31 protein-coding genes are annotated in these 18,559 nt (G+C 59.1%); 1 reads left to right on the forward strand and 30 read right to left on the reverse strand.

Annotated elements, in window-relative coordinates; genetic code table 11:
* Window positions 1-154: 154 nt before the first annotated feature.
* The 19 genes from rplQ to rpmC form a co-directional block, all read right to left on the reverse strand.
* Window positions 155-565 carry a 50S ribosomal protein L17 gene (rplQ, locus tag DMZ65_RS17215; RefSeq protein WP_084352064.1) on the reverse strand — a complete coding sequence of 137 codons (411 nt, stop codon included), beginning with the start codon at window positions 563-565 and terminating at the stop codon, window positions 155-157.
* 169 nt (window positions 566-734) lie between these two features.
* Window positions 735-1,751 (reverse strand): DNA-directed RNA polymerase subunit alpha, encoded by a 1,017-nt coding sequence (locus tag DMZ65_RS17220; RefSeq protein WP_116600033.1) that lies wholly within the window; start codon window positions 1,749-1,751, stop codon window positions 735-737.
* Between the two features lie 112 nt (window positions 1,752-1,863).
* Window positions 1,864-2,253 (reverse strand): 30S ribosomal protein S11, encoded by a 390-nt coding sequence (rpsK, locus tag DMZ65_RS17225; RefSeq protein ID WP_084352062.1) that lies wholly within the window; start codon window positions 2,251-2,253, stop codon window positions 1,864-1,866.
* A 15-nt stretch (window positions 2,254-2,268) separates the two neighbouring features.
* Entirely contained in the window at window positions 2,269-2,637 is a 369-nt protein-coding gene (rpsM, locus tag DMZ65_RS17230) for a 30S ribosomal protein S13 (RefSeq protein WP_084352060.1), read from the reverse strand.
* Between the two features lie 271 nt (window positions 2,638-2,908).
* A complete protein-coding gene (locus DMZ65_RS17235; protein ID WP_116600015.1) occupies window positions 2,909-3,553 on the reverse strand; it encodes an adenylate kinase in 645 nt (214 codons plus the stop codon).
* On the reverse strand, window positions 3,550-4,914 hold the full coding sequence (gene secY, locus DMZ65_RS17240; RefSeq protein WP_116600016.1) for a preprotein translocase subunit SecY: 1,365 nt from the start codon (window positions 4,912-4,914) through the stop codon (window positions 3,550-3,552). The genes DMZ65_RS17235 and secY overlap by 4 nt, the downstream gene beginning before the upstream one ends.
* A 107-nt stretch (window positions 4,915-5,021) precedes the next feature.
* A complete protein-coding gene (rplO, locus tag DMZ65_RS17245) occupies window positions 5,022-5,495 on the reverse strand; it encodes a 50S ribosomal protein L15 (RefSeq protein WP_116600017.1) in 474 nt (157 codons plus the stop codon).
* 228 nt (window positions 5,496-5,723) lie between these two features.
* Window positions 5,724-6,509, reverse strand: a complete 786-nt coding sequence (locus tag DMZ65_RS17250; protein WP_116600034.1) for an MBL fold metallo-hydrolase — start codon at window positions 6,507-6,509, stop codon at window positions 5,724-5,726.
* A gap of 146 nt (window positions 6,510-6,655) precedes the next feature.
* The gene (rpmD, locus tag DMZ65_RS17255) at window positions 6,656-6,844 is read right to left on the reverse strand and encodes a 50S ribosomal protein L30 (protein WP_116600018.1); all 189 of its coding nucleotides are present in this window, start codon (window positions 6,842-6,844) and stop codon (window positions 6,656-6,658) included.
* Window positions 6,845-6,856: 12 nt separating this feature from the next.
* Complete coding sequence (gene rpsE / locus DMZ65_RS17260) at window positions 6,857-7,441, reverse strand: 30S ribosomal protein S5 (RefSeq protein WP_116600019.1); 585 nt, start codon at window positions 7,439-7,441, stop codon at window positions 6,857-6,859.
* A 120-nt stretch (window positions 7,442-7,561) separates the two neighbouring features.
* Window positions 7,562-7,921 carry a 50S ribosomal protein L18 gene (rplR, locus tag DMZ65_RS17265; protein WP_116600020.1) on the reverse strand — a complete coding sequence of 120 codons (360 nt, stop codon included), beginning with the start codon at window positions 7,919-7,921 and terminating at the stop codon, window positions 7,562-7,564.
* Between the two features lie 11 nt (window positions 7,922-7,932).
* Window positions 7,933-8,466 carry a 50S ribosomal protein L6 gene (gene rplF / locus DMZ65_RS17270; protein WP_116600021.1) on the reverse strand — a complete coding sequence of 178 codons (534 nt, stop codon included), beginning with the start codon at window positions 8,464-8,466 and terminating at the stop codon, window positions 7,933-7,935.
* A gap of 10 nt (window positions 8,467-8,476) precedes the next feature.
* Complete coding sequence (gene rpsH, locus DMZ65_RS17275; RefSeq protein ID WP_084352041.1) at window positions 8,477-8,869, reverse strand: 30S ribosomal protein S8; 393 nt, start codon at window positions 8,867-8,869, stop codon at window positions 8,477-8,479.
* A gap of 14 nt (window positions 8,870-8,883) precedes the next feature.
* Window positions 8,884-9,189, reverse strand: coding sequence for a 30S ribosomal protein S14 (gene rpsN / locus DMZ65_RS17280; protein ID WP_084352039.1), 306 nt, complete (start codon window positions 9,187-9,189; stop codon window positions 8,884-8,886).
* A 13-nt stretch (window positions 9,190-9,202) separates the two neighbouring features.
* Window positions 9,203-9,766 carry a 50S ribosomal protein L5 gene (gene rplE / locus DMZ65_RS17285; protein WP_116600022.1) on the reverse strand — a complete coding sequence of 188 codons (564 nt, stop codon included), beginning with the start codon at window positions 9,764-9,766 and terminating at the stop codon, window positions 9,203-9,205.
* Window positions 9,759-10,070 (reverse strand): 50S ribosomal protein L24, encoded by a 312-nt coding sequence (gene rplX, locus DMZ65_RS17290; protein WP_116600023.1) that lies wholly within the window; start codon window positions 10,068-10,070, stop codon window positions 9,759-9,761. Before rplX ends, rplE begins: the two co-directional genes overlap by 8 nt.
* Entirely contained in the window at window positions 10,070-10,438 is a 369-nt protein-coding gene (gene rplN, locus DMZ65_RS17295) for a 50S ribosomal protein L14 (protein WP_116600024.1), read from the reverse strand. The genes rplX and rplN overlap by 1 nt, the downstream gene beginning before the upstream one ends.
* A gap of 75 nt (window positions 10,439-10,513) precedes the next feature.
* Window positions 10,514-10,744: a 30S ribosomal protein S17 gene (rpsQ, locus tag DMZ65_RS17300; RefSeq protein WP_084352031.1), complete on the reverse strand. Its 231-nt coding sequence runs from the start codon at window positions 10,742-10,744 to the stop codon at window positions 10,514-10,516.
* Window positions 10,745-10,755: 11 nt separating this feature from the next.
* Window positions 10,756-10,959, reverse strand: a complete 204-nt coding sequence (gene rpmC, locus DMZ65_RS17305; RefSeq protein ID WP_084352029.1) for a 50S ribosomal protein L29 — start codon at window positions 10,957-10,959, stop codon at window positions 10,756-10,758.
* Between the two features lie 246 nt (window positions 10,960-11,205).
* On the opposite strand from rpmC, the gene DMZ65_RS17310 reads away from it, so the two are divergent.
* Window positions 11,206-11,496, forward strand: coding sequence for a hypothetical protein (locus tag DMZ65_RS17310; RefSeq protein WP_198662728.1), 291 nt, complete (start codon window positions 11,206-11,208; stop codon window positions 11,494-11,496).
* On the opposite strand, the gene DMZ65_RS17315 is transcribed toward DMZ65_RS17310, so the two are convergent.
* From DMZ65_RS17315 to tuf, 11 genes are all read right to left on the reverse strand, one after another.
* Window positions 11,481-12,101, reverse strand: coding sequence for a 2OG-Fe(II) oxygenase family protein (locus DMZ65_RS17315; RefSeq protein ID WP_116600025.1), 621 nt, complete (start codon window positions 12,099-12,101; stop codon window positions 11,481-11,483). The two genes, DMZ65_RS17310 and DMZ65_RS17315, sit on opposite strands and share 16 nt — an antisense overlap.
* 217 nt (window positions 12,102-12,318) lie before the next feature.
* Window positions 12,319-12,732 carry a 50S ribosomal protein L16 gene (rplP, locus tag DMZ65_RS17320; RefSeq protein ID WP_116600026.1) on the reverse strand — a complete coding sequence of 138 codons (414 nt, stop codon included), beginning with the start codon at window positions 12,730-12,732 and terminating at the stop codon, window positions 12,319-12,321.
* A 12-nt stretch (window positions 12,733-12,744) separates the two neighbouring features.
* Window positions 12,745-13,455: a 30S ribosomal protein S3 gene (rpsC, locus tag DMZ65_RS17325; protein WP_116600027.1), complete on the reverse strand. Its 711-nt coding sequence runs from the start codon at window positions 13,453-13,455 to the stop codon at window positions 12,745-12,747.
* Window positions 13,455-13,835 carry a 50S ribosomal protein L22 gene (gene rplV / locus DMZ65_RS17330; protein WP_084352021.1) on the reverse strand — a complete coding sequence of 127 codons (381 nt, stop codon included), beginning with the start codon at window positions 13,833-13,835 and terminating at the stop codon, window positions 13,455-13,457. Before rplV ends, rpsC begins: the two co-directional genes overlap by 1 nt.
* Before the next feature lie 3 nt (window positions 13,836-13,838).
* On the reverse strand, window positions 13,839-14,117 hold the full coding sequence (rpsS, locus tag DMZ65_RS17335) for a 30S ribosomal protein S19 (RefSeq protein ID WP_084352019.1): 279 nt from the start codon (window positions 14,115-14,117) through the stop codon (window positions 13,839-13,841).
* Window positions 14,118-14,120: 3 nt separating this feature from the next.
* Window positions 14,121-14,963: a 50S ribosomal protein L2 gene (gene rplB, locus DMZ65_RS17340; RefSeq protein WP_116600028.1), complete on the reverse strand. Its 843-nt coding sequence runs from the start codon at window positions 14,961-14,963 to the stop codon at window positions 14,121-14,123.
* A 263-nt stretch (window positions 14,964-15,226) separates the two neighbouring features.
* Window positions 15,227-15,523, reverse strand: coding sequence for a 50S ribosomal protein L23 (locus DMZ65_RS17345; RefSeq protein ID WP_116600029.1), 297 nt, complete (start codon window positions 15,521-15,523; stop codon window positions 15,227-15,229).
* The gene (gene rplD / locus DMZ65_RS17350) at window positions 15,520-16,137 is read right to left on the reverse strand and encodes a 50S ribosomal protein L4 (protein ID WP_116600030.1); all 618 of its coding nucleotides are present in this window, start codon (window positions 16,135-16,137) and stop codon (window positions 15,520-15,522) included. The genes DMZ65_RS17345 and rplD overlap by 4 nt, the downstream gene beginning before the upstream one ends.
* Complete coding sequence (rplC, locus tag DMZ65_RS17355; RefSeq protein WP_116600031.1) at window positions 16,134-16,976, reverse strand: 50S ribosomal protein L3; 843 nt, start codon at window positions 16,974-16,976, stop codon at window positions 16,134-16,136. Before rplC ends, rplD begins: the two co-directional genes overlap by 4 nt.
* 15 nt (window positions 16,977-16,991) lie before the next feature.
* Complete coding sequence (gene rpsJ, locus DMZ65_RS17360) at window positions 16,992-17,300, reverse strand: 30S ribosomal protein S10 (protein ID WP_084352009.1); 309 nt, start codon at window positions 17,298-17,300, stop codon at window positions 16,992-16,994.
* A gap of 110 nt (window positions 17,301-17,410) precedes the next feature.
* Window positions 17,411-18,559, reverse strand: a 1,149-nt coding sequence (gene tuf, locus DMZ65_RS17365) for an elongation factor Tu (protein ID WP_116600032.1), incomplete at its 5' end; no start/stop codon positions are given.

Raw genomic sequence — 18,559 nt, forward strand, 5'->3', positions numbered from 1 at the left:
TTGCCGGGCTAACATCAAATCCTTGATCGGGAATGCGGGCAGGTGGTTGCCAGAGTGCCCTAGCAGCGCCATCTGCATCGAAAAAAGCCGCCTGGTCAGCGCAAAATAAAAGCCCGCCGAAGCGGGCTTTCGTATCGTTCTATCGAAGAGCAGTCTATTCTTCAGCAGCTTCCAGACGGGCCTTGTCTGCCGCGCCCTTGGCGTCGACATCGCGGTCGACGAATTCGATGATCGCCATCGGTGCCATGTCACCATAGCGAAACCCCGCTTTCATGATGCGGATGTAGCCGCCCTTGCGGTCGGCAAAGCGCGGGCCGAGCACGTCAAACAACTTTGCAACGTGGATGTCCTGCTTGAGCTGCGACGCCGCCAGACGACGTGCATGCAGATCCCCGCGCTTGCCGAGCGTGATCAGCTTCTCGACGATCGGGCGCAGTTCTTTGGCTTTGGGAAGGGTGGTCTTGATTTGCTCATGTTCAATGAGCGAGCCGGCCATGTTCGCCCAAAGCGCCTTGCGGTGCTCGTGGGTGCGGTTCAGGCGGCGGTAACCTCTTGCGTGACGCATGTTCTTTTCTCCTAATTGCTCTCTACGAGCGGTTTTGCTTTGTCCGGCTCCCGATGCGTGTCAGGAACTCTCCTTGGGGCAAATGCCCGGATGTTTACCCTACCCGCCCCGGACTTGATCCGGGGCCTCTGGGCGACAGGTCCCGGGTCAAGCCCGGGACAGGTATTTCTCAGAACGAATCTTCCAGCTTTTTTGCCAGATCTTCGATATTGTCCGGCGGCCAATCCTCAACATCCATGCCAAGGTGCAGACCCATGCCCGACAGCACTTCCTTGATCTCGTTCAAGGACTTGCGGCCGAAGTTGGGGGTGCGCAGCATCTCTGCCTCGGTCTTCTGGATCAGATCGCCAATATACACGATATTGTCGTTCTTCAGACAGTTGGCCGAACGCACGGAAAGCTCCAGCTCGTCCACTTTCTTCAGAAGCAACGGGTTGAATTCCAGACCATCGTCTTCGTCCTGACGATTTGCCGATTCCGGCTCGTCGAAGTTCACGAAGATCGACAGCTGATCCTGAACGATGCGCGCAGCAAAGGCCACGGCGTCATCCGGCGGAATTGAGCCATCGGTTTCGATCTTCATCGTCAGTTTGTCATAGTCCAGCACCTGGCCCTCGCGGGTGGGCTGCACGTCATAGCTGACCTTCTTGACCGGCGAATAAATCGCGTCGATCGGGATCAGGCCGATGGGTGCATCCTCGGGCTTGTTCTTGTCGGCAGCGACATAGCCCTTGCCGGTGTTCACGGTCAGTTCCATGAACAGATCCGCGCCGTCATCCAGGTGACAGATCACATGTTCCTTGTTCAGAATCTCGATGCCCGAGCTGTCCGAAATATCGGCGGCGGTGACAACGCCCGGCCCCTTGGCATTGATCGACAGACGCTTGGGCCCTTCGACTTCCATCCGCAAGGACACGCCCTTGAGGTTCAGCACAATATCGGTCACGTCTTCGCGCACACCGGCGACGGACGAGAATTCATGCAATACGTTGTCGATCTGCACGGATGTGATCGCGGCGCCCTGAAGCGACGACATCAACACACGGCGCAGCGCATTGCCCAGCGTCAGACCAAATCCGCGTTCCAGCGGTTCGGCCACAACAGTTGCCTGGCGCATCGGGTCATTGCCCGGCTTTACGTCCAGTTGTGTGGGCTTGATCAGTTCAGCCCAGTTCTTGTGGATCATGCGTCCCTCCATTCTTGTCTGCCTTCCATGTCCTAAAAGGCAAACGCCCGAGGTTTCTAACGACGACACGGGGCCCTGCACCTGGCAAGGCCCCGGTAATGAGTAATCTAGATCAAACGCGGCGGCGCTTTGGCGGGCGGCAGCCGTTATGCGCCATCGGGGTCACATCACGGATTGAGGTGATGTTGAAGCCGACCGCGGCCAGAGCGCGCAGTGCGGATTCGCGGCCGCCACCAGGGCCCTGGACTTCGACTTCCAGCGTTTTCACGCCATGCTCCTGAGCCTTTTTGCCCGCATCTTCAGCGGCCATCTGAGCGGCATAGGGCGTCGATTTCCGCGAGCCTTTGAAGCCGCAAGTGCCGGCAGAGGACCACGAAATTGCGTTGCCCTGAACGTCAGAAATCAGGATCTTGGTGTTGTTGAAGGAAGAGTTCACATGCGCAACGCCAGTGGCGATGTTCTTGGAAACCTTTTTCTTCGTACGACGGGTATCGCGTGCCATATCTTCTGATCTCCCTTACTTCTTCTTGCCGGCAATGGCCTTAGCGGGGCCTTTGCGCGTGCGTGCGTTGGTATGGGTCCGCTGACCGCGGACAGGGAGATTGCGGCGATGACGCAGGCCGCGATAGCAACCAAGGTCCATCAGGCGCTTGATGTTCATCTGCGTCTCGCGGCGCAGGTCACCTTCAACGTCGTAGTTGGCATCGATATGTTCCCGAACCGCCAGAACTTCGGCGTCGGACAGCTCATTCACACGGCGAGTCGCGTCGATGTTGACGGCTTCACAGATGGCCTTGGCCGAAGAATGACCAATTCCGGTGATGTAAGTAAGGGCGATCGGGACCCGTTTGTGGGTCGGGATGTTTACGCCGGCGATGCGTGCCACGTGTCACTTTCCTTTTGTTGCGGTTCCGTAGCTCCAGAACCTTTTTTCACAACGCAAGCCCGGACGACATATGCCCAGGCCGCAGCTGAATTCGAGATGATTTAGCCCCAATGGGGAATCGCGCGCAAACCGCGAGATATGGCTGTCTATTGGTCGCCTGAAGTATCGTCAACCCCTGTCAAGAGCTTTCTTTGATGTCGTGCAATCGCTTTAGTTCAACAGCGTTCCAGAAGCACCCAAACAGGCAACGAAACCGCCTCGCTGCCAGCCATCAGTCCAGCAGCGCAGTCTTGATCTCGGCTTTGACGTCAGCGATTTCACCCAGACCGTTGACCTGGGTCAATGCACCTTTGGCATAGTAATAGCCAAGCAGCGGCGAGGTTTTCTTGTAATATTCCATCAGGCGGGTCTTGAGGCTGTCCTCATTGTCATCCGCCCGGCGCTTGAACTCTGTTCCGCCGCAATTGGTGCATTTGCCATCGGCCGGAATCGGTTTGGTCTGGTCGTTGTAGACCTCACCGCAATTGCCGCAGGTCGAACGGGCCGTGATCCGGGCCACCAGCGCCGCGTCGTCCACTTCCATCTCGATCACGGCATCCAGCGTCTCGCCTGAGTTTTCAAGCAACTCGCCCAAGGCGTCGGCCTGCGCCAGCGTCCGGGGGAAGCCGTCGAAAATGAAGCCGCCCGCCTTGTCGCCTTCCAGCTTCTCGCGGATCAGCCCGATGACGATCTCATCGGTGACCAGATCGCCACGCGCCATGACGTCGGCCACGATCTTGCCCATCTCGGTTCCGCTGTCCTTGGCTTCGCGCAGCATGTCACCGGTCGACAGCTGAATCATATTACGCTCATCCACGAGAATACGCGCCTGGGTTCCTTTGCCCGCACCAGGCGGTCCTAGCAGAATAATGTTCATCGGCGCGCAGGCCCCCGTTTGTTACGTTTCTTACTTCCTTTACCGCGAAGCTGCGATTTTTGAATAAGACCTTCGTATTGATGCGCCAGAAGATGGCTTTGAACCTGCTGGATCGTGTCCATCGTGACCGACACCACGATCAGCACCGAGGTGCCGCCGAAGTAGAAGGGAATGGCGAACTGACCGCGCAGAATCTCGGGCAGCAGGCAGACCGCGGCAAGATAGGCAGCCCCCAGCACCAGCACGCGGTTGACGACGTATTCCAGATATTCGGCAGTCTTCTTGCCCGGACGGATACCCGGCACAAAGCCGTTCTGATTTTTCAGGTTGTCGGCAACTTCATCCGGCTTGAACGACACGTTGAACGTGTAGAAATAAGCAAAGAACACGATCATCGAGGCAAAGAACAGCAGGTAGAGCGGCTGTCCGGGCCCGAAATAGGCCAGGATAGTCGACATCACCGGACCGGCATCAGAGCCAGAGAAGGTCGCGATTGTCGTGGGCAACAGCAGCAGCGACGACGCAAAGATCGCCGGAATAACGCCCGCAGGGTTGACCTTGACCGGCAGATGGCTGGACTGGCCTTCCATGACCTTCATGCCGACCTGACGGCGCGGGTATTGGATATGGATCTTGCGCAGGGCGCGCTCCATGAACACCACGAACATGATCACCGCTATGACCATGAGGATCACGCCAATGATGACAGCGGGGCTGATCGCGCCGGAGCGGCCCGAGGCAAAGAACTGCGCCAATGCGGCCGGAACCTCGGCGATGATACCGACGAAGATGATCAGCGAAATGCCGTTGCCGATGCCGCGGGCGGTGATCTGCTCGCCCAGCCACATCAGGAACATGGTGCCGCCGACCAGCGTGATAACACAGGACGCACGGAAGAAGAGACCGGGATCCGTCACCAGATCGCCCGCTTCCAGCGAGACGGCCAGACCGTAAGCCTGGAAGGTCGCCAGAATCACCGTGCCGTAGCGAGTGTACTGGTTGATCTTCTTGCGGCCCTGCTCGCCCTCTTTCTTGATCTGTTCCAGCGACGGAACCATCGAGGACAGGAGCTGAATGATGATCGAGGCAGAGATATACGGCATGATCCCCAGAGCGAAGATCCCCATACGGCCAAGCGCACCACCGGTGAACATCGTGAGGATCCCCCCGATGCCCTGCTGGGCCTGTTCCATGAATTCGCGCAGAGCCAGACCGTCGATGCCCGGAACGGGAATGTAGGTGCCAAGGCGATAGACGATCAGGAGGCCAAGCGTGAACAGGATGCGATTGCGCAGGTCAGTGGCCTTGCCCAATGCCGCCCAGCTTGTATTCGCGGCCATTTGTTCTGCTGCAGATACCATGCGGGTCTCTCTATAGTGAAAACGCCGCCCGGGCCGTTTTCCGGCTCATGGGCGGCGTTTGGAAAACTCAAAGATATGTAAGCGGACTGACGCCCGCTCACAACCTCTTATTCAGCAGCTTGCGCGGTCGTGACCGTGAGCGAGCCGCCAGCCTTCTCGACCGCCTCGATGGCAGACTTCGAGGCACCGGTAACTTCGAGGGTCAATTTGGACGTGACATCGCCCTTTGCCAGAACGCGGATACCGTCCAGCTTGCGGCGCACCAGACCGGACGCGATAAGCGCGTCTTCGGTGATGGCATTGCCAGCATCCAGCTTGCCTGCTTCGACGAATTTCTGGATCAGGCCAAGGTTGATGACCGCGTAGGATTTCCGGTTGGGCTTGTTGAAGCCACGCTTCGGCAGGCGTTGGTAGAGCGGCATCTGGCCGCCTTCAAAGCCCTTGATCGCCACGCCCGAACGGGATTTTTGACCTTTGATACCACGGCCGCCCATCTTACCGATGCCGGAACCGGGGCCACGGCCAACGCGTTTCTTGCGTTTGTTTGCGCCGTCATTGTCGTGCAATTCGTGCAGTTTCATGTCGCTTCTCCTTTGCCGGATGCGGCCCCCAGCGACGGGAGCGGCCGAACACGGCGTGTGTTTGTGAACGAGTCGCGGCCCATACCGGGCCACCCGGCGCGTATACCGAGGCGCGCGCGCACGTTCAAGGGCGGAGTTTCAGATCGAGGACAGTTCGGCCAAAAGGCCCCCGCTCAGGGCGGGGGCAGGGTCGCTTGTGTCACTGGTTTGCGTAGAGGCGGCGGGTGTTCAGGCCTCGTTCTCTGCGTACCAGCCCCCCATCTTCACCTCTGACGCATCGCCGACGAGTTCAGCAAATTCTTCGGGATCCTGCGTGCCGCCGTCGCGGCCGCGGTAGTGGTAGGGGTAGACGTATGTGGGCCCGAATTCCTGGACCGCATCAGCAGCCGCCGCCGCATCCATGGTAAAGGGCAGGTTCATGCAGACAAAGGCAAGGTCAATATTTTCCAGTGCACGCATCTCGGGGATGTCTTCGGTGTCGCCTGAAAGATAGACCCGGAAATCCTCAAAGCTCAGGACATATCCGTTGTCCCGACCTTCGGGATGGAAGTTCATGCGCTCTTCGGTGGTGTTATAGGCCGGAATCGCGTCGATTATGACGCCGTTGAATTCTGTGACCTCTCCATTGCCGACGGCCTGCGCCGTTGCGGCCAGCCCCTCGGGGAGCAGGCCGTGGACCGCAGGGTTTGTGATCAGGGCTGTGTCGTCGCCCATCAAAGCGGCAAGCGTTTCGGCATTATAGTGATCGCCATGCTCGTGGGTGATCAGGATGAGATCGGCACCGGGCAGATTGGCATATTGCGCGGGATCGCCGACCGGATCGACATAGATTGTGCCTGCGGGCGTCTCCAGCACGACAGAGGCGTGACTGACCGGATGCACCGAGATCGCGCCCCCAGCGGTTTCGAACATGTCGCCCGTGTGGGCGGCAGCCCGCGCGGCATAGGGCAACACGGTGATGACCCCTGCTCCGGCGGCGGCGGTGACAAGAAAGGCTCTGCGTGAGTGTGTCATGTCAGATTTCTCCTGTTGGATGCCTTCAAGATAGACCGCGCCTCGCAAACGGCAATCGACAACCAGGGCTCAGAACGCGAAACGCCCCCCGGCTGGGCCGAGGGGCGTTCAACTTTACTTGAGGCAGATTAGATCTTGCCAGCGCGTCAGTCGCGCTCTTCGACGATCTCGACCATGTGGGAGATCTTTGCGATCATGCCACGCACGGACGGGGTATCTTCCAGCTCGCGGGTCTTGTGCATCTTGTTCAGGCCCAGGCCGATCAGCGTCTGACGCTGAGCTTGAGGGCGGCGGATCGGCGACCCGATCTGCTTTACAACGATGGTTTTTGCCATGTTCCCGGTTCCTTACGCTTCTTCGGCCACTTGGGCGCTTTCCTGCGGCGCGTCTTCACGCTTGGGCAGGATATCGGCCACTTTCTTGCCGCGACGCTGAGCCACCGAACGCGGGCTGGTCTCTTTGCCAAGACCTTCGAGCGTTGCGCGGATCATGTTATAGGGGTTCTGCGACCCGATCGACTTGGCGACAACGTCCTGCACGCCCAGCATCTCGAATACGGCACGCATCGGACCACCGGCGATGATACCGGTACCTTGCGGTGCGGTACGCATGACGACTTTGCCAGCGCCATGACGGCCTTCCATGTCGTGATGCAATGTGCGGCCTTCGCGCAGCGGCACGCGGATCATCTTGCGCTTCGCCTGCTCGGTCGCCTTGCGGATGGCCTCGGGGACCTCTTTGGCCTTCCCTTTGCCAAAGCCGACACGGCCTTTCTGGTCGCCCACAACCACGAGTGCCGCAAAGCCAAAGCGTTTGCCGCCCTTCACGGTTTTGGACACGCGGTTAATCGCGACGAGGCGATCAGCAAATTCCGGCGCTTCATCACGCTGGTTGCGGCGGTTGCCACCACGGTTATTGGTATCTCTTGCCATTCGGCGTCCTTTCGTTCAGGCGCGGCGATGCGCACCGAAATAGTTCAATCCTGGTGCCCTGCTTTCCAGCAGAGCCCGGATCATCGAGAGGCCCCGGATCAAGTCCGGGGCACCCTACGCTTAGATCTTCAAGCCACCTTCACGCGCAGCGTCGGCCAGAGCCTTCACCTTGCCGTGAAACAGGAAGCCGCCACGGTCGAAATAGGCTTCTTCCACACCGGCCTTCTTTGCGCGCTCGGCAATCGTGGCACCCACCTTTGCGGCGGCCTCCAGATTGTTCTTGCCGGTCACGCCCAGATCCTTCTCCAGCGAGGAGGCGGAGGCCAGGGTAACGCCGTTCACATCGTCGATCAGCTGTGCGCTGATATTCTTGTTCGAGCGATGCACGCTCAGCCGCAGCCGACCGGCATTGACCTTGCGAAGTTTATTCCGAACGCGCAGGCGGCGCTTCAGAAACAGGGTTCTTTTGCTGTTTGCCATCTTGTGCGTCCTTACTTCTTCTTGCCTTCCTTACGGAAGATGAATTCATCCTTATAGCGGATGCCCTTGCCCTTATAAGGCTCGGGCTTGCGCCATTCGCGGATGTTCGCTGCGACCTGACCGACCAACTGTGCGTCCGTGCCTTCAACGACGATTTGCGTGGGCTTCGGGGCTGTCACGGTGACGCCCTCCGGCACGGTAAAATCGACATCGTGCGACAGACCAAGGTTCAGCTTGAGCACGTTGCCCTGAAGCTGGGCACGATAACCCACACCCTGGATCTCAAGCTCTTTCTTGAAGCCGTCAGACACGCCCTGCACGAGGTTGGCAACCATGGTGCGGCTCATGCCCCACTGCTGGCGCGCGCGCTTGGACTTGCCGCGCGGCGTGACCGCTACGACATTGTCCTGCACCTCGATGGTGACATCGTCGGTTGCGTTGAAGCTGTGGGTCCCTTTCGGGCCTTTCACTTCGACGGTCTGGCCGGACACGGATACGCTGACCCCCGAGGGCAGCTCGACCGGTTTCTTGCCAATTCGAGACATTACCTACTCCTCAGAAGACCGTGCAAAGCACTTCGCCGCCAACATTCTGGCTGCGTGCTGTTGCATCCGACATCACACCCTTGGGGGTGGAGACAATCGAGACACCCAGACCCTGACGGACCTGCGGGATCTCCTTCACACCCAGATACACACGACGGCCCGGAGTCGAAACGCGCTTGAGTTCGCGAATAACCGGGATGCCCTCGTAGTATTTGAGGCTGATTTCAATGGCCGGGTGGCCATCCGCGCCGGTGGTTTTCTCGTAGCCGCGGATATAGCCTTCATCCGCAAGCACGTCGAGAACCCACGCACGCAGTTTGGACGCTGGCGTGATGACGGTGGACTTACCGCGCATCTGGGCGTTGCGGATACGGGTCAGCATATCGCCGATAGGATCGTTCATTTGCTACCCCTCCCTTACCAGCTGGACTTGACCATGCCGGGAGCTTGGCCATTCGAGGCCAATTCACGCAGCATGATACGGCTGACTTTCAGCTTACGGTAATAGGCGTGCGGACGCCCCGTCAGCTGGCAGCGGTTGTGAAGACGCGACGGCGCGCTGTTGCGCGGCAGTTTCGCCAGTTCGAGACGGGCCTTGAAGCGCTCTTCCATCGGCTTCGACTCGTCTTTTGCGATTTCTTTGAGCTCGGCACGCTTTGCAGCATATTTTGCCACCAGGCGTTCGCGCTTCTTCTCGCGTTCGATCATTGCTTTCTTCGCCATGATACAGATCCCCTCAGCTGTTGAACGGCATGTTGAAATGCTTCAACAGCGCTTTGGCTTCCGCGTCGGTCTTCGCGGTCGTGACAATCACGATGTCCATGCCCCAGGTCTCGTCTACCTTGTCGAAATCGATTTCGGGAAAGACGATATGTTCCTTGAGGCCCGTGGCATAGTTGCCGCGGCCATCGAACGATTTGCCCGACACTCCGCGGAAGTCACGGACACGGGGCATTGCGATGGTGATGAGACGGTCGAGAAAGTCGTACATCCGGTCACCGCGCAGGGTTACCTTGGCACCCAGCGGCATTTCTTCACGGACCCGGAAACCGGCGATCGATTTCTTGGCCTTTGTGATGACAGCCTTCTGACCGGCAATCGCGGACAGGTCTTCCTGTGCCGATTTTGCCTTCTTGGAATCGCGTACCGCTTCGGCACCACAGCCGATGTTCAGCACGATCTTTTCCAAAGCCGGGATCTGCATGTCGCTCGTGTAACCGAACTCTTCCTTCAGCGCCGCTTTGATCGTGTCGCGGAACTGCGTTTTCAGACGCGGGGTATAGGTTGCAGTATCAAGCATCGATCACGTCCCCCGTGGTCTTGGCAAAACGAACCTTCTTGTCGCCTTCCATGCGGAAGCCGACGCGGGTTGCCTTACCGTTAGTGTCAACCAGCGACAGGTTCGACAATGCAATGGGCATCGCCTTGGGCACGCGCCCCCCCTGGCTGGTCTGGGTCTGACGGGTGTGGCGGATGGCCATGTTCAGCCCGTCCACGACAGCCTTGCCGGCTTTGGGGTCAATCAGGCTGATCGTGCCCTGCTTGCCTTTGTCCTTGCCGGTCAGAATGACGACATTGTCGCCCTTGCGGAGCTTAGCAGCCATTACAGCACCTCCGGAGCAAGCGAGATGATCTTCATGAAGTTCTTGGCACGCAATTCGCGCACGACCGGCCCGAAGATACGGGTTCCGACCGGCTCACCTGAATTGTTCAGGATCACTGCGGCGTTGCGGTCAAAACGGATGGAGGAGCCGTCCTCACGACGAACTTCCTTGGCGGTGCGCACGACGACGGCCTTGCGGACGTCCCCTTTTTTCACGCGACCGCGCGGGATGGCTTCCTTGACGGAGACGACGATGATGTCGCCCACGCTCGCATATCTGCGTTTGGAACCACCCAGAACCTTGATGCACTGCACCCGGCGAGCGCCGGAGTTGTCAGCGACATCCAGATTGGTCTGCATCTGGATCATTTGGTTTCTCCCGACCTTTGGGGGGCGTCATTCACGCCAATCCCCCAGGGTTTCGTAAAGCTGTTGAGCAGGGGCTTATTCAGCCACCACCTCCCAGCGTTTCGTCTTCGACTTTGGTGCGCATTCGATGATGCGGACCGAGTCGCCAACCTGAAACTTCTCAGCTTCGTCGTGAGCCCGGTACTTCTTGGACTTACGGATTGTCTTTTGCAGCACTGGGTGCTTGAAGCGACGCTCGACCTTCACGGTGACGGTCTGGGCGTTGGCGGTGCTTGTGACGGTGCCTTGCAGAATTCGTTTGGGCATATCAGGTGTCCTTATTCTGCGGCCGCTTGCGCGGCTTTCTGGTTCAGCACGGTCTTGACCCGTGCCGCGTCACGGCGCACCTGGCGCATGCGTGCGGTATTTTCCATTTGGCCGGTGGCCGCCTGGAAACGGAGGTTGAAAGCCTCCTTCTTAAGCTGGACAAGCTGGTCCCGGAGCTCGTCCGGGGTCTTGTCACGGAGTTCGTGGGCGTTCATGCGCCTCTCCTTTGCTACAACATCACCGGCAGGCCCCCATCTGCGTGCACATAGGGTCACCCTTTTTCCGGTGGAGTCCGTGGATGAGAAGCCCCTTTACGCGCGATTCGTTCAAAACGCAACACTCTGTATAAACGAAAGCCACCCGACAGCCTTCGCGATGCGTTTGCGACCCGGTTTACCGCGCCCCCAAACGCCTATCCGGCTTTTCTTTACCCAGCGTCGGCTTTCAGGCTATAATGTGCCATGCGCCAGTTGCTGACATTGGGGCTGATACTCGCCGTCATGCCCGCCTTTGCGGAGCAGGCCACATCCGATTGTGCCTGCATAAACCGCAACGGCGTAGAAGTCCCGCTGGGGGCGCTGGCCTGTCTGACCGTTGGCGGGAAAAGCTTCATGGCACGTTGTTCGTTCTCGCAAAACGTGCTGACCTGGCGACGGGTGCAGGATGGCTGCATCATCTCGCAAGCCCCCTACCCGCTCAGCTCGCGGCCACAGCTTGCCGAAACCTCGCGTTCAGGTCAGTCCCACCTATAGTTAAAACTGACGCTGATGCGCTCTTCTTCGGACATGTTCATTGGCACTTCGTGGCGCAGCCAGCTTTCCCACAGCAAAACGTCGCCGGCATTTGGTGCCTCGTATATAAAGGAGCGCAATTCCTCGCGGCACCCCTTTCGGCGTGTCGGGGCCGCCATCATCATTGGCAACCGCGGATCTTCAAGCTTCAAAGCAGATGCTCCGCCGGGCATGGCAACATACGCGGTGCCTGAAATCACCGAATGCGGATGGATATGACTGGAATGCGTGCCACCTTCGGGCAGGATATTGATCCAGATATCTTCCAGCACCAACGCCCTGTCGCCCAGATCAAATTCCAGATCCTTTGCGAAAGCCGCAACATGCTTGTCCAAGGACGTTACCAGATCCCCGAAAACGGGAAACCGCCATGGCAAGTCCGTCAGCGACGCGTAAGACGTATAGCCGGGATAGCCATTCTGCTCGCACCACGCCTGCCCGGCCTCGTCATCCTCTGCAATCGAATAGCAGGATTGGGCCATCTCATCGGGATCGATGGCAGGAGCGTGCTCCGACAAGGCGGCACGGTAAAGGCGGGTGGCAAAAAGCGAACGTATCTGTGACATGTCCGTGGTGTAGCGCGAGTCGTCACCGGGTGCGAGAGGGCATTCGCATCAGCGCATCCTGCCCCGGACCTGATCCGGGGCCTCGGCCGTTTCGAGGGCGGCGGCAGGCCCCGGATCAGGTCCGGGGCGCGCATCGACGAACATCAGCCAAACGAAAAACCCCCGCCGCTTGCGCGCCGGGGGCCAATTCTAATCGCAGTGGACAGTCACCCTCTGCTTACCAGTCCTCGCGAACGACGACGCGGGTTTTGATCGGCAATTTCATCGCAGCGAGACGCAGGGCCTCGCGAGCAACGTCCTCGTCGACACCGTCGATTTCGAACATCACGCGACCAGGCTTGACCTTGCAAGCCCAGAAATCGACCGAACCTTTACCCTTACCCATCCGAACTTCGGTGGGCTTGGAGGTCACAGGCACGTCCGGAAAAATCCGGATCCAGACCCGACCCTGACGTTTCATGTGGCGGGTCATCGCGCGGCGCGCCGCTTCGATTTGACGAGCTGTCACACGCTCGGGCTGGGTTGCCTTGAGGCCATAGGTTCCGAAGTTCAGGTCGCTGCCGCCTTTGGCAAGACCAGAAATCCGACCCTTGAACTGCTTGCGGAATTTAGTGCGTTTCGGTTGAAGCATCTCAAATTCTCCTTAGCGGCGGCCGCCGCCGGCACCACGAGGGGCCGGGCCGTCCTGCAGCTCTTGTGCCTTACGGTCACGCGCTTGCGGATCGTGCTCCATGATCTCACCCTTGAAGATCCAGACCTTGATCCCGATGATGCCATAGGCCGTCTCGGCCTCGACATTTGCGTAATCAATGTCAGCACGAAGCGTATGCAGGGGCACGCGGCCCTCGCGATACCATTCGGTACGGGCGATCTCTGCACCGCCAAGACGGCCAGCGACGTTCACCCGGATCCCCAAGGCACCCATGCGCATCGCGTTTTGCACGGCACGTTTCATGGCGCGGCGGAACGACACCCGACGCTCAAGCTGCTGAGAGATCGTTTCCCCCACCAGACGCGCGTCAAGCTCGGGCTTGCGGACCTCAACGATGTTGAGGTGCAGCTCGCTATCGGTCATTGCCGCGATCTTCTTGCGCAGGGTTTCGATATCGGCACCTTTTTTGCCGATGATCACGCCCGGACGCGCGGTATGAACGGTCACGCGGCACTTCTTGTGCGGACGCTCGATGATGACGCGCGACACACCGGCCTGCTTGCATTCCTTGAAGATGAATTCGCGGATGGCGATATCTTCCAGCAGCAGATCACCATAGTCCTTGGTGTCAGCATACCAACGGCTGTCCCAGGTGCGGTTGACCTGAAGACGCATACCGATCGGGTTGGTTTTGTTACCCATTATGCTTGCTCCTCGACCTGGCGGACCTTGATGGTCAGCTCACTGAACGGCTTGATGATCTTGCCAAACCGGCCACGCGCACGGGGACGACCGCGCTTCATGGTCAGGTTCTTGCCGACATAGGCTTCGGCGACGACCAGTTCATCAACATCCAGGTTGTGGTTGTTCTCGGCATTGGCGATGGCCGACTGAAGGCATTTCTTCACGTCGATCGCGATCCGCTTGTTCGAGAAAGTGAGATCGGTCAAGGCCTTCTCCACTTTCTTGCCACGGATCATCGCAGCAACCAGGTTCAGCTTTTGCGGGCTTGTGCGAAGCATGCGCAGTTTTGCCATTGCTTCGTTATCGGCCACGCGGCGGGGATTCTTATCCTTGCTCATGGCTTATTTCCGCTTCGCTTTTTTGTCAGCCGCATGTCCGTAATAAGTACGGGTCGGCGAATACTCACCGAACTTCTGACCGATCATATCTTCGGAGACGTTCACCGGGATATGCTTGCGGCCATTATAGACGCCAAACGTCAGGCCCACGAACTGGGGCAGGATCGTCGAACGGCGCGACCAGATTTTGATAACTTCACTGCGACCCGATTCACGGGAAGCTTCGGCCTTCTTGAGCACATAGGCGTCAACGAAGGGGCCTTTCCAGACAGAGCGTGTCATGTATTAGCGCCCTTTCTTCTTGGCGTGCCGCGAGCGGATAATCAGCTGCTGCGAGGCCTTGTTCTTGTTACGGGTCTTGGCACCTTTGGTCGGCTTGCCCCATGGGGTAACCGGGTGACGACCACCGCTCGTCCGGCCTTCACCACCACCATGGGGGTGATCGATCGGGTTCATCACGACACCGCGAACCGCGGGACGCTTGCCATAGTGGCGCATCCGGCCGGCCTTGCCGTAGTTCTGGTTCGAGTTGTCGGGGTTCGACACGGCACCAACGGTGGCCATGCATTCCTGACGCACGAGGCGCAGTTCGCCCGAGCTGAGACGGATCTGGGCATAGCCACCATCGCGACCGACGAACTGGGCATAGGTACCCGCCGCACGCGCGATCTGACCACCCTTACCGGGTTTCAGTTCGATATTGTGGACGATCGTCCCGATCGGCATGCCCGAGAACGGCATTGCGTTGCCCGGCTTGATGTCGACCTTCGTGCCAGCCACGACCTTGTCACCGACAGCAAGACGCTGGGGGGCAAGAACGTAGGCCTGCTCGCCATCGTCATATTTGACGAGCGCAATAAAGGCGGTCCGGTTCGGGTCATATTCGATCCGCTCGACGGTGGCCGCCACGTCGAATTTGTTACGTTTGAAGTCTACGATCCGGTAGAGGCGCTTTGCCCCACCACCACGCCTGCGCGATGTGATCCGCCCGGTGTTGTTCCGACCGCCCGATTTGGACAAACCCTCGGTGAGAGATTTGACCGGACGCCCTTTCCAAAGCTCCGAACGGTCGATCAGCACCAGCCCGCGCTGGCCCGGCGTCGTCGGCTTATACGACTTGAGTGCCATGCTTTCTGTCTTCCGTTAGCTGCTGGCGGGAAGCCCGCCTAATGTAAGCCCCCTCTGGCGAGGTGACCGAAGTAAAAGGGCCCCGAAGGTCCCCGGTGATTTACCGAAAATTGCGAAAGCTCCGTTGCTGGAGTGCCGCAAGATCAGGCGAAGAGGTCCCGGATCAAGTCCGGGACGGGAGTCTGCGAATCCGTAAAGACCCACAAGACAAAAACCGCGCAGCCCCGGAACGAATCCGGGGCCGCTAAAGTTGCCCGTGGCTATTACAGCCCGGTGGTGACGTCAATGGTGTTACCCTCTTCGAGGGTGACATAGGCTTTTTTGACGTCCTTGCGCTTGCCGGGTTGCCCGCGGAAACGCTTGACCTTGCCTTTGGTGATCGTGGTGTTGACGGCCTTGACCTTCACACCAAACAGGCTTTCGACGGCCTCTTTGATCTGCGGCTTGTTGGCCTCGATATCCACCTCAAAAACAACCGCACCGGCTTCCGACGCCATGGTCGATTTCTCGGTGACGATCGGCTTGCGGATCACGTCGTAATGTTCTGCTTTCGCGCTCATTTCAGTCGAGCCTCCAGTGCTTCGACACCCGCCTTGGTCAGGACCAGCGTGTCCTTCTTGAGGATGTCATAAACGTTGGCACCAATCGACGGCAGCACATCGAGTCCATCGATGTTGGCTGCGGCGCGGGCGAAATCCTGGTTCACCTCTGCCCCGTCGATAACCAGTGCGCGCTTCCAGCCCAGATCCTTCACCTGACGCGCCAGCTCGGACGTTTTTCCGTTCGAGTTTGCGGTGTCGATGACGACCAGCGAACCGTCCTTCAGCTTGGCTGACAGTGCCAGCTTCAGACCCAGTGCGCGGACCTTCTTGGGAAGATCGTGGCCGTGGCTGCGAGGCGTCGGGCCCTTGTAGATACCACCCTTCCGGAAGATAGGTGCCTTGCGGGAGCCGTGGCGTGCGCCGCCGGTGCCCTTCTGGCGATAGATCTTCTTCGTCGAGTAGCTGACTTCCGAGCGGGTCTTGACCTTATGCGTACCGGCTTGCGCCTTGTTACGCTGCCAACGGACAACACGGTGCAGAATGTCCGCACGCGGCTCCAGGCCGAAGACGTCGTCGCCCAGATCGACCGAGCCGGCCGTGCCGCCGTCCAGTTTGATCACGTCGAGTTTCATTCGTCGCCTTCCTTCTTCTCGGCCTCGATATCGGCCTCAGCCTTCTTCAGCGCGTCTGCCTCTGCGGCGGCCTGCTCTTCAGCTGCGGCCTTTGCTGCGGCTTCTTCCTCGGCTGCGGCCTGTGCGGCGGCTTCCTCGGCAAGGCGCTTGGCTTCTTCACCCGCCGACTTCAATGCGGCAGGATAGATCACGTTTTCAGGTGTCGGCTTTTTGACCGCATCCTTGACTGTCACCCAACCACCCTTGGAGCCGGGAACGGCACCTTTGATCATGATCAGGCCACGCTCTGCATCGGTCTTGACGACCTGAAGGTTCTGCGTGGTGACGCGGGCAGCGCCCATGTGACCGGCCATCTTCTTACCTTTGAAGACCTTGCCGGGATCCTGACACTGACCGGTGGAGCCGTGCGAACGGTGGCTGATCGACACACCATGCGAGGCGCGAAGACCACCAAAGTTGTGCCGTTTCATGGCACCGGCGAACCCTTTACCGATCGAAGTGCCGGAGACATCCACAAACTGACCTTCAAAATAGTGGTCAGCCGTGATTTCCTCACCGATTTCGATCAGGTTTTCAGCAGCCACGCGGAATTCGGCGACCTTGCGCTTGGGTTCCACATTCGCAACCGCGAAGTGGCCGCGCATGGCCTTGGAGGTCCGCTTTGCCTTGGCCGTACCGGCCCCCAACTGAACAGCGGTATAGCCGTGCAGATCGGCGGTGCGGGTTGCAACAACCTGAAGCTTGTCGAGTTGAAGAACGGTCACAGGAATCTGCTTTCCGTCTTCCATGAAAAGCCGGGTCATGCCGACTTTCTTAGCGATGATACCAGAGCGCAACATGTCCGGGTGCCCTCCTTATACCTTGATCTCGACGTCGACGCCGGCAGCCAGGTCGAGCTTCATCAGCGCGTCCACGGTCTGGGGTGTCGGGTCGACAATATCGAGCAGACGCTTATGCGTCCGGATCTCGAACTGATCGCGGGATTTCTTGTTCACATGGGGACCACGCAGAACAGTGAATTTCTCGATCTTGTTCGGCAGCGGGATCGGCCCGCGGACGTCGGCACCGGTGCGTTTGGCAGTGTTGACGATTTCCTGCGTCGAGGCATCCAGGACGCGGTAGTCAAACGCCTTTAGCCGGATGCGAATATTTTGGCCTTGCATTTCAATCTAGCCTTTCGCGGCATTGGAGTTGATAGGAGGAGGCGGGATCATCCCGCCCCCTCGTCGAACCCTGCGGGGAGGATTGTTTTCTCCCCGCGCAGTCAGTTTGATTACTCGATGATTTTCGAGACGACGCCGGAGCCGACCGTGCGGCCGCCTTCGCGGATGGCGAAGCGCAGCTTTTCTTCCATCGCGATCGGCGCGATCAGTTCAACTTCGAACTTCAGGTTGTCGCCCGGCATCACCATTTCGGTGCCTTCGGGAAGAACAACCGTGCCGGTCACATCCGTCGTGCGGAAGTAGAACTGCGGACGGTAGTTGGCGAAGAACGGCGTGTGACGGCCACCTTCGTCCTTGGTCAGGATATAGGCTTCTGCCTCGAACTTGGTGTGTGGCTTCACGGAACCCGGCTTACACAGAACCTGACCACGCTCGACGCCTTCACGGTCGATGCCGCGCAGCAGGGCGCCGATGTTGTCGCCCGCTTCACCACGATCCAGCAGCTTGCGGAACATTTCCACACCGGTGCAGGTCGTCTTGCGCGTGTCGCGAATGCCAACGATTTCAAGCTCGTCGCCAACGTTCACAACGCCGCGCTCGACACGGCCGGTCACAACCGTCCCGCGGCCGGAAATCGAGAACACGTCCTCGATCGGCATCAGGAAGGGCTGGTCCACGGCGCGCGCGGGCTGGGGGATGTACTCGTCGACAGCCGCCATCAGTTCCTTGATCTTGTCTTCGCCGATCGCGTTGTCGCGACCTTCCAGAGCGGCCAGGGCCGAACCGGCGATGATCGGAATATCGTCGCCCGGATAGTCATAATCCGACAGAAGCTCGCGCACTTCCATCTCGACCAGCTCAAGCAGTTCTTCGTCGTCGACCTGGTCAACCTTGTTCAGGAACACGACCATCGCGGGGATGCCAACCTGGCGGCCCAGCAGGATGTGCTCGCGCGTCTGGGGCATCGGGCCGTCAGCGGCGTTCACAACCAGGATCGCGCCATCCATCTGCGCCGCACCGGTGATCATGTTTTTCACATAGTCAGCGTGGCCGGGGCAGTCGACATGCGCGTAATGGCGGTTCTCGGTCTCATACTCGACATGCGCGGTCGAGATCGTGATCCCGCGCGCCTTTTCTTCGGGCGCACCGTCAATCTGGTCATACGCCTGAAAGTCACCGTAATATTTCGTGATCGCAGCCGTCAGCGTCGTCTTGCCGTGGTCCACATGGCCAATCGTGCCAATGTTGCAATGCGGCTT

It is taken from the genome of Primorskyibacter marinus (assembly GCF_003313245.1).
Classification (GTDB): domain Bacteria; phylum Pseudomonadota; class Alphaproteobacteria; order Rhodobacterales; family Rhodobacteraceae; genus Primorskyibacter; species Primorskyibacter marinus.

Coding starts and splice junctions, on each gene's coding strand:
- rplQ (WP_084352064.1), bottom strand. CDS start 565: ATGCGTCACGCAAGAGGTTACCGCCGCCTGAACCGCACCCACGAGCAC.
- DMZ65_RS17220 (WP_116600033.1), bottom strand. CDS start 1,751: ATGATCCACAAGAACTGGGCTGAACTGATCAAGCCCACACAACTGGAC.
- rpsK (WP_084352062.1), bottom strand. CDS start 2,253: ATGGCACGCGATACCCGTCGTACGAAGAAAAAGGTTTCCAAGAACATC.
- DMZ65_RS17235 (WP_116600015.1), bottom strand. CDS start 3,553: ATGAACATTATTCTGCTAGGACCGCCTGGTGCGGGCAAAGGAACCCAG.
- secY (WP_116600016.1), bottom strand. CDS start 4,914: ATGGTATCTGCAGCAGAACAAATGGCCGCGAATACAAGCTGGGCGGCA.
- rplO (WP_116600017.1), bottom strand. CDS start 5,495: ATGAAACTGCACGAATTGCACGACAATGACGGCGCAAACAAACGCAAG.
- DMZ65_RS17250 (WP_116600034.1), bottom strand. CDS start 6,509: ATGACACACTCACGCAGAGCCTTTCTTGTCACCGCCGCCGCCGGAGCA.
- rpmD (WP_116600018.1), bottom strand. CDS start 6,844: ATGGCAAAAACCATCGTTGTAAAGCAGATCGGGTCGCCGATCCGCCGC.
- rpsE (WP_116600019.1), bottom strand. CDS start 7,441: ATGGCAAGAGATACCAATAACCGTGGTGGCAACCGCCGCAACCAGCGT.
- rplR (WP_116600020.1), bottom strand. CDS start 7,921: ATGGCAAACAGCAAAAGAACCCTGTTTCTGAAGCGCCGCCTGCGCGTT.
- rplF (WP_116600021.1), bottom strand. CDS start 8,466: ATGTCTCGAATTGGCAAGAAACCGGTCGAGCTGCCCTCGGGGGTCAGC.
- rpsH (WP_084352041.1), bottom strand. CDS start 8,869: ATGAACGATCCTATCGGCGATATGCTGACCCGTATCCGCAACGCCCAG.
- rpsN (WP_084352039.1), bottom strand. CDS start 9,189: ATGGCGAAGAAAGCAATGATCGAACGCGAGAAGAAGCGCGAACGCCTG.
- rplE (WP_116600022.1), bottom strand. CDS start 9,766: ATGCTTGATACTGCAACCTATACCCCGCGTCTGAAAACGCAGTTCCGC.
- rplX (WP_116600023.1), bottom strand. CDS start 10,070: ATGGCTGCTAAGCTCCGCAAGGGCGACAATGTCGTCATTCTGACCGGC.
- rplN (WP_116600024.1), bottom strand. CDS start 10,438: ATGATCCAGATGCAGACCAATCTGGATGTCGCTGACAACTCCGGCGCT.
- rpsQ (WP_084352031.1), bottom strand. CDS start 10,744: ATGCCCAAACGAATTCTGCAAGGCACCGTCACAAGCACCGCCAACGCC.
- rpmC (WP_084352029.1), bottom strand. CDS start 10,959: ATGAACGCCCACGAACTCCGTGACAAGACCCCGGACGAGCTCCGGGAC.
- DMZ65_RS17310 (WP_198662728.1), top strand. CDS start 11,206: ATGCGCCAGTTGCTGACATTGGGGCTGATACTCGCCGTCATGCCCGCC.
- DMZ65_RS17315 (WP_116600025.1), bottom strand. CDS start 12,101: ATGTCACAGATACGTTCGCTTTTTGCCACCCGCCTTTACCGTGCCGCC.
- rplP (WP_116600026.1), bottom strand. CDS start 12,732: ATGCTTCAACCGAAACGCACTAAATTCCGCAAGCAGTTCAAGGGTCGG.
- rpsC (WP_116600027.1), bottom strand. CDS start 13,455: ATGGGTAACAAAACCAACCCGATCGGTATGCGTCTTCAGGTCAACCGC.
- rplV (WP_084352021.1), bottom strand. CDS start 13,835: ATGAGCAAGGATAAGAATCCCCGCCGCGTGGCCGATAACGAAGCAATG.
- rpsS (WP_084352019.1), bottom strand. CDS start 14,117: ATGACACGCTCTGTCTGGAAAGGCCCCTTCGTTGACGCCTATGTGCTC.
- rplB (WP_116600028.1), bottom strand. CDS start 14,963: ATGGCACTCAAGTCGTATAAGCCGACGACGCCGGGCCAGCGCGGGCTG.
- DMZ65_RS17345 (WP_116600029.1), bottom strand. CDS start 15,523: ATGAGCGCGAAAGCAGAACATTACGACGTGATCCGCAAGCCGATCGTC.
- rplD (WP_116600030.1), bottom strand. CDS start 16,137: ATGAAACTCGACGTGATCAAACTGGACGGCGGCACGGCCGGCTCGGTC.
- rplC (WP_116600031.1), bottom strand. CDS start 16,976: ATGTTGCGCTCTGGTATCATCGCTAAGAAAGTCGGCATGACCCGGCTT.
- rpsJ (WP_084352009.1), bottom strand. CDS start 17,300: ATGCAAGGCCAAAATATTCGCATCCGGCTAAAGGCGTTTGACTACCGC.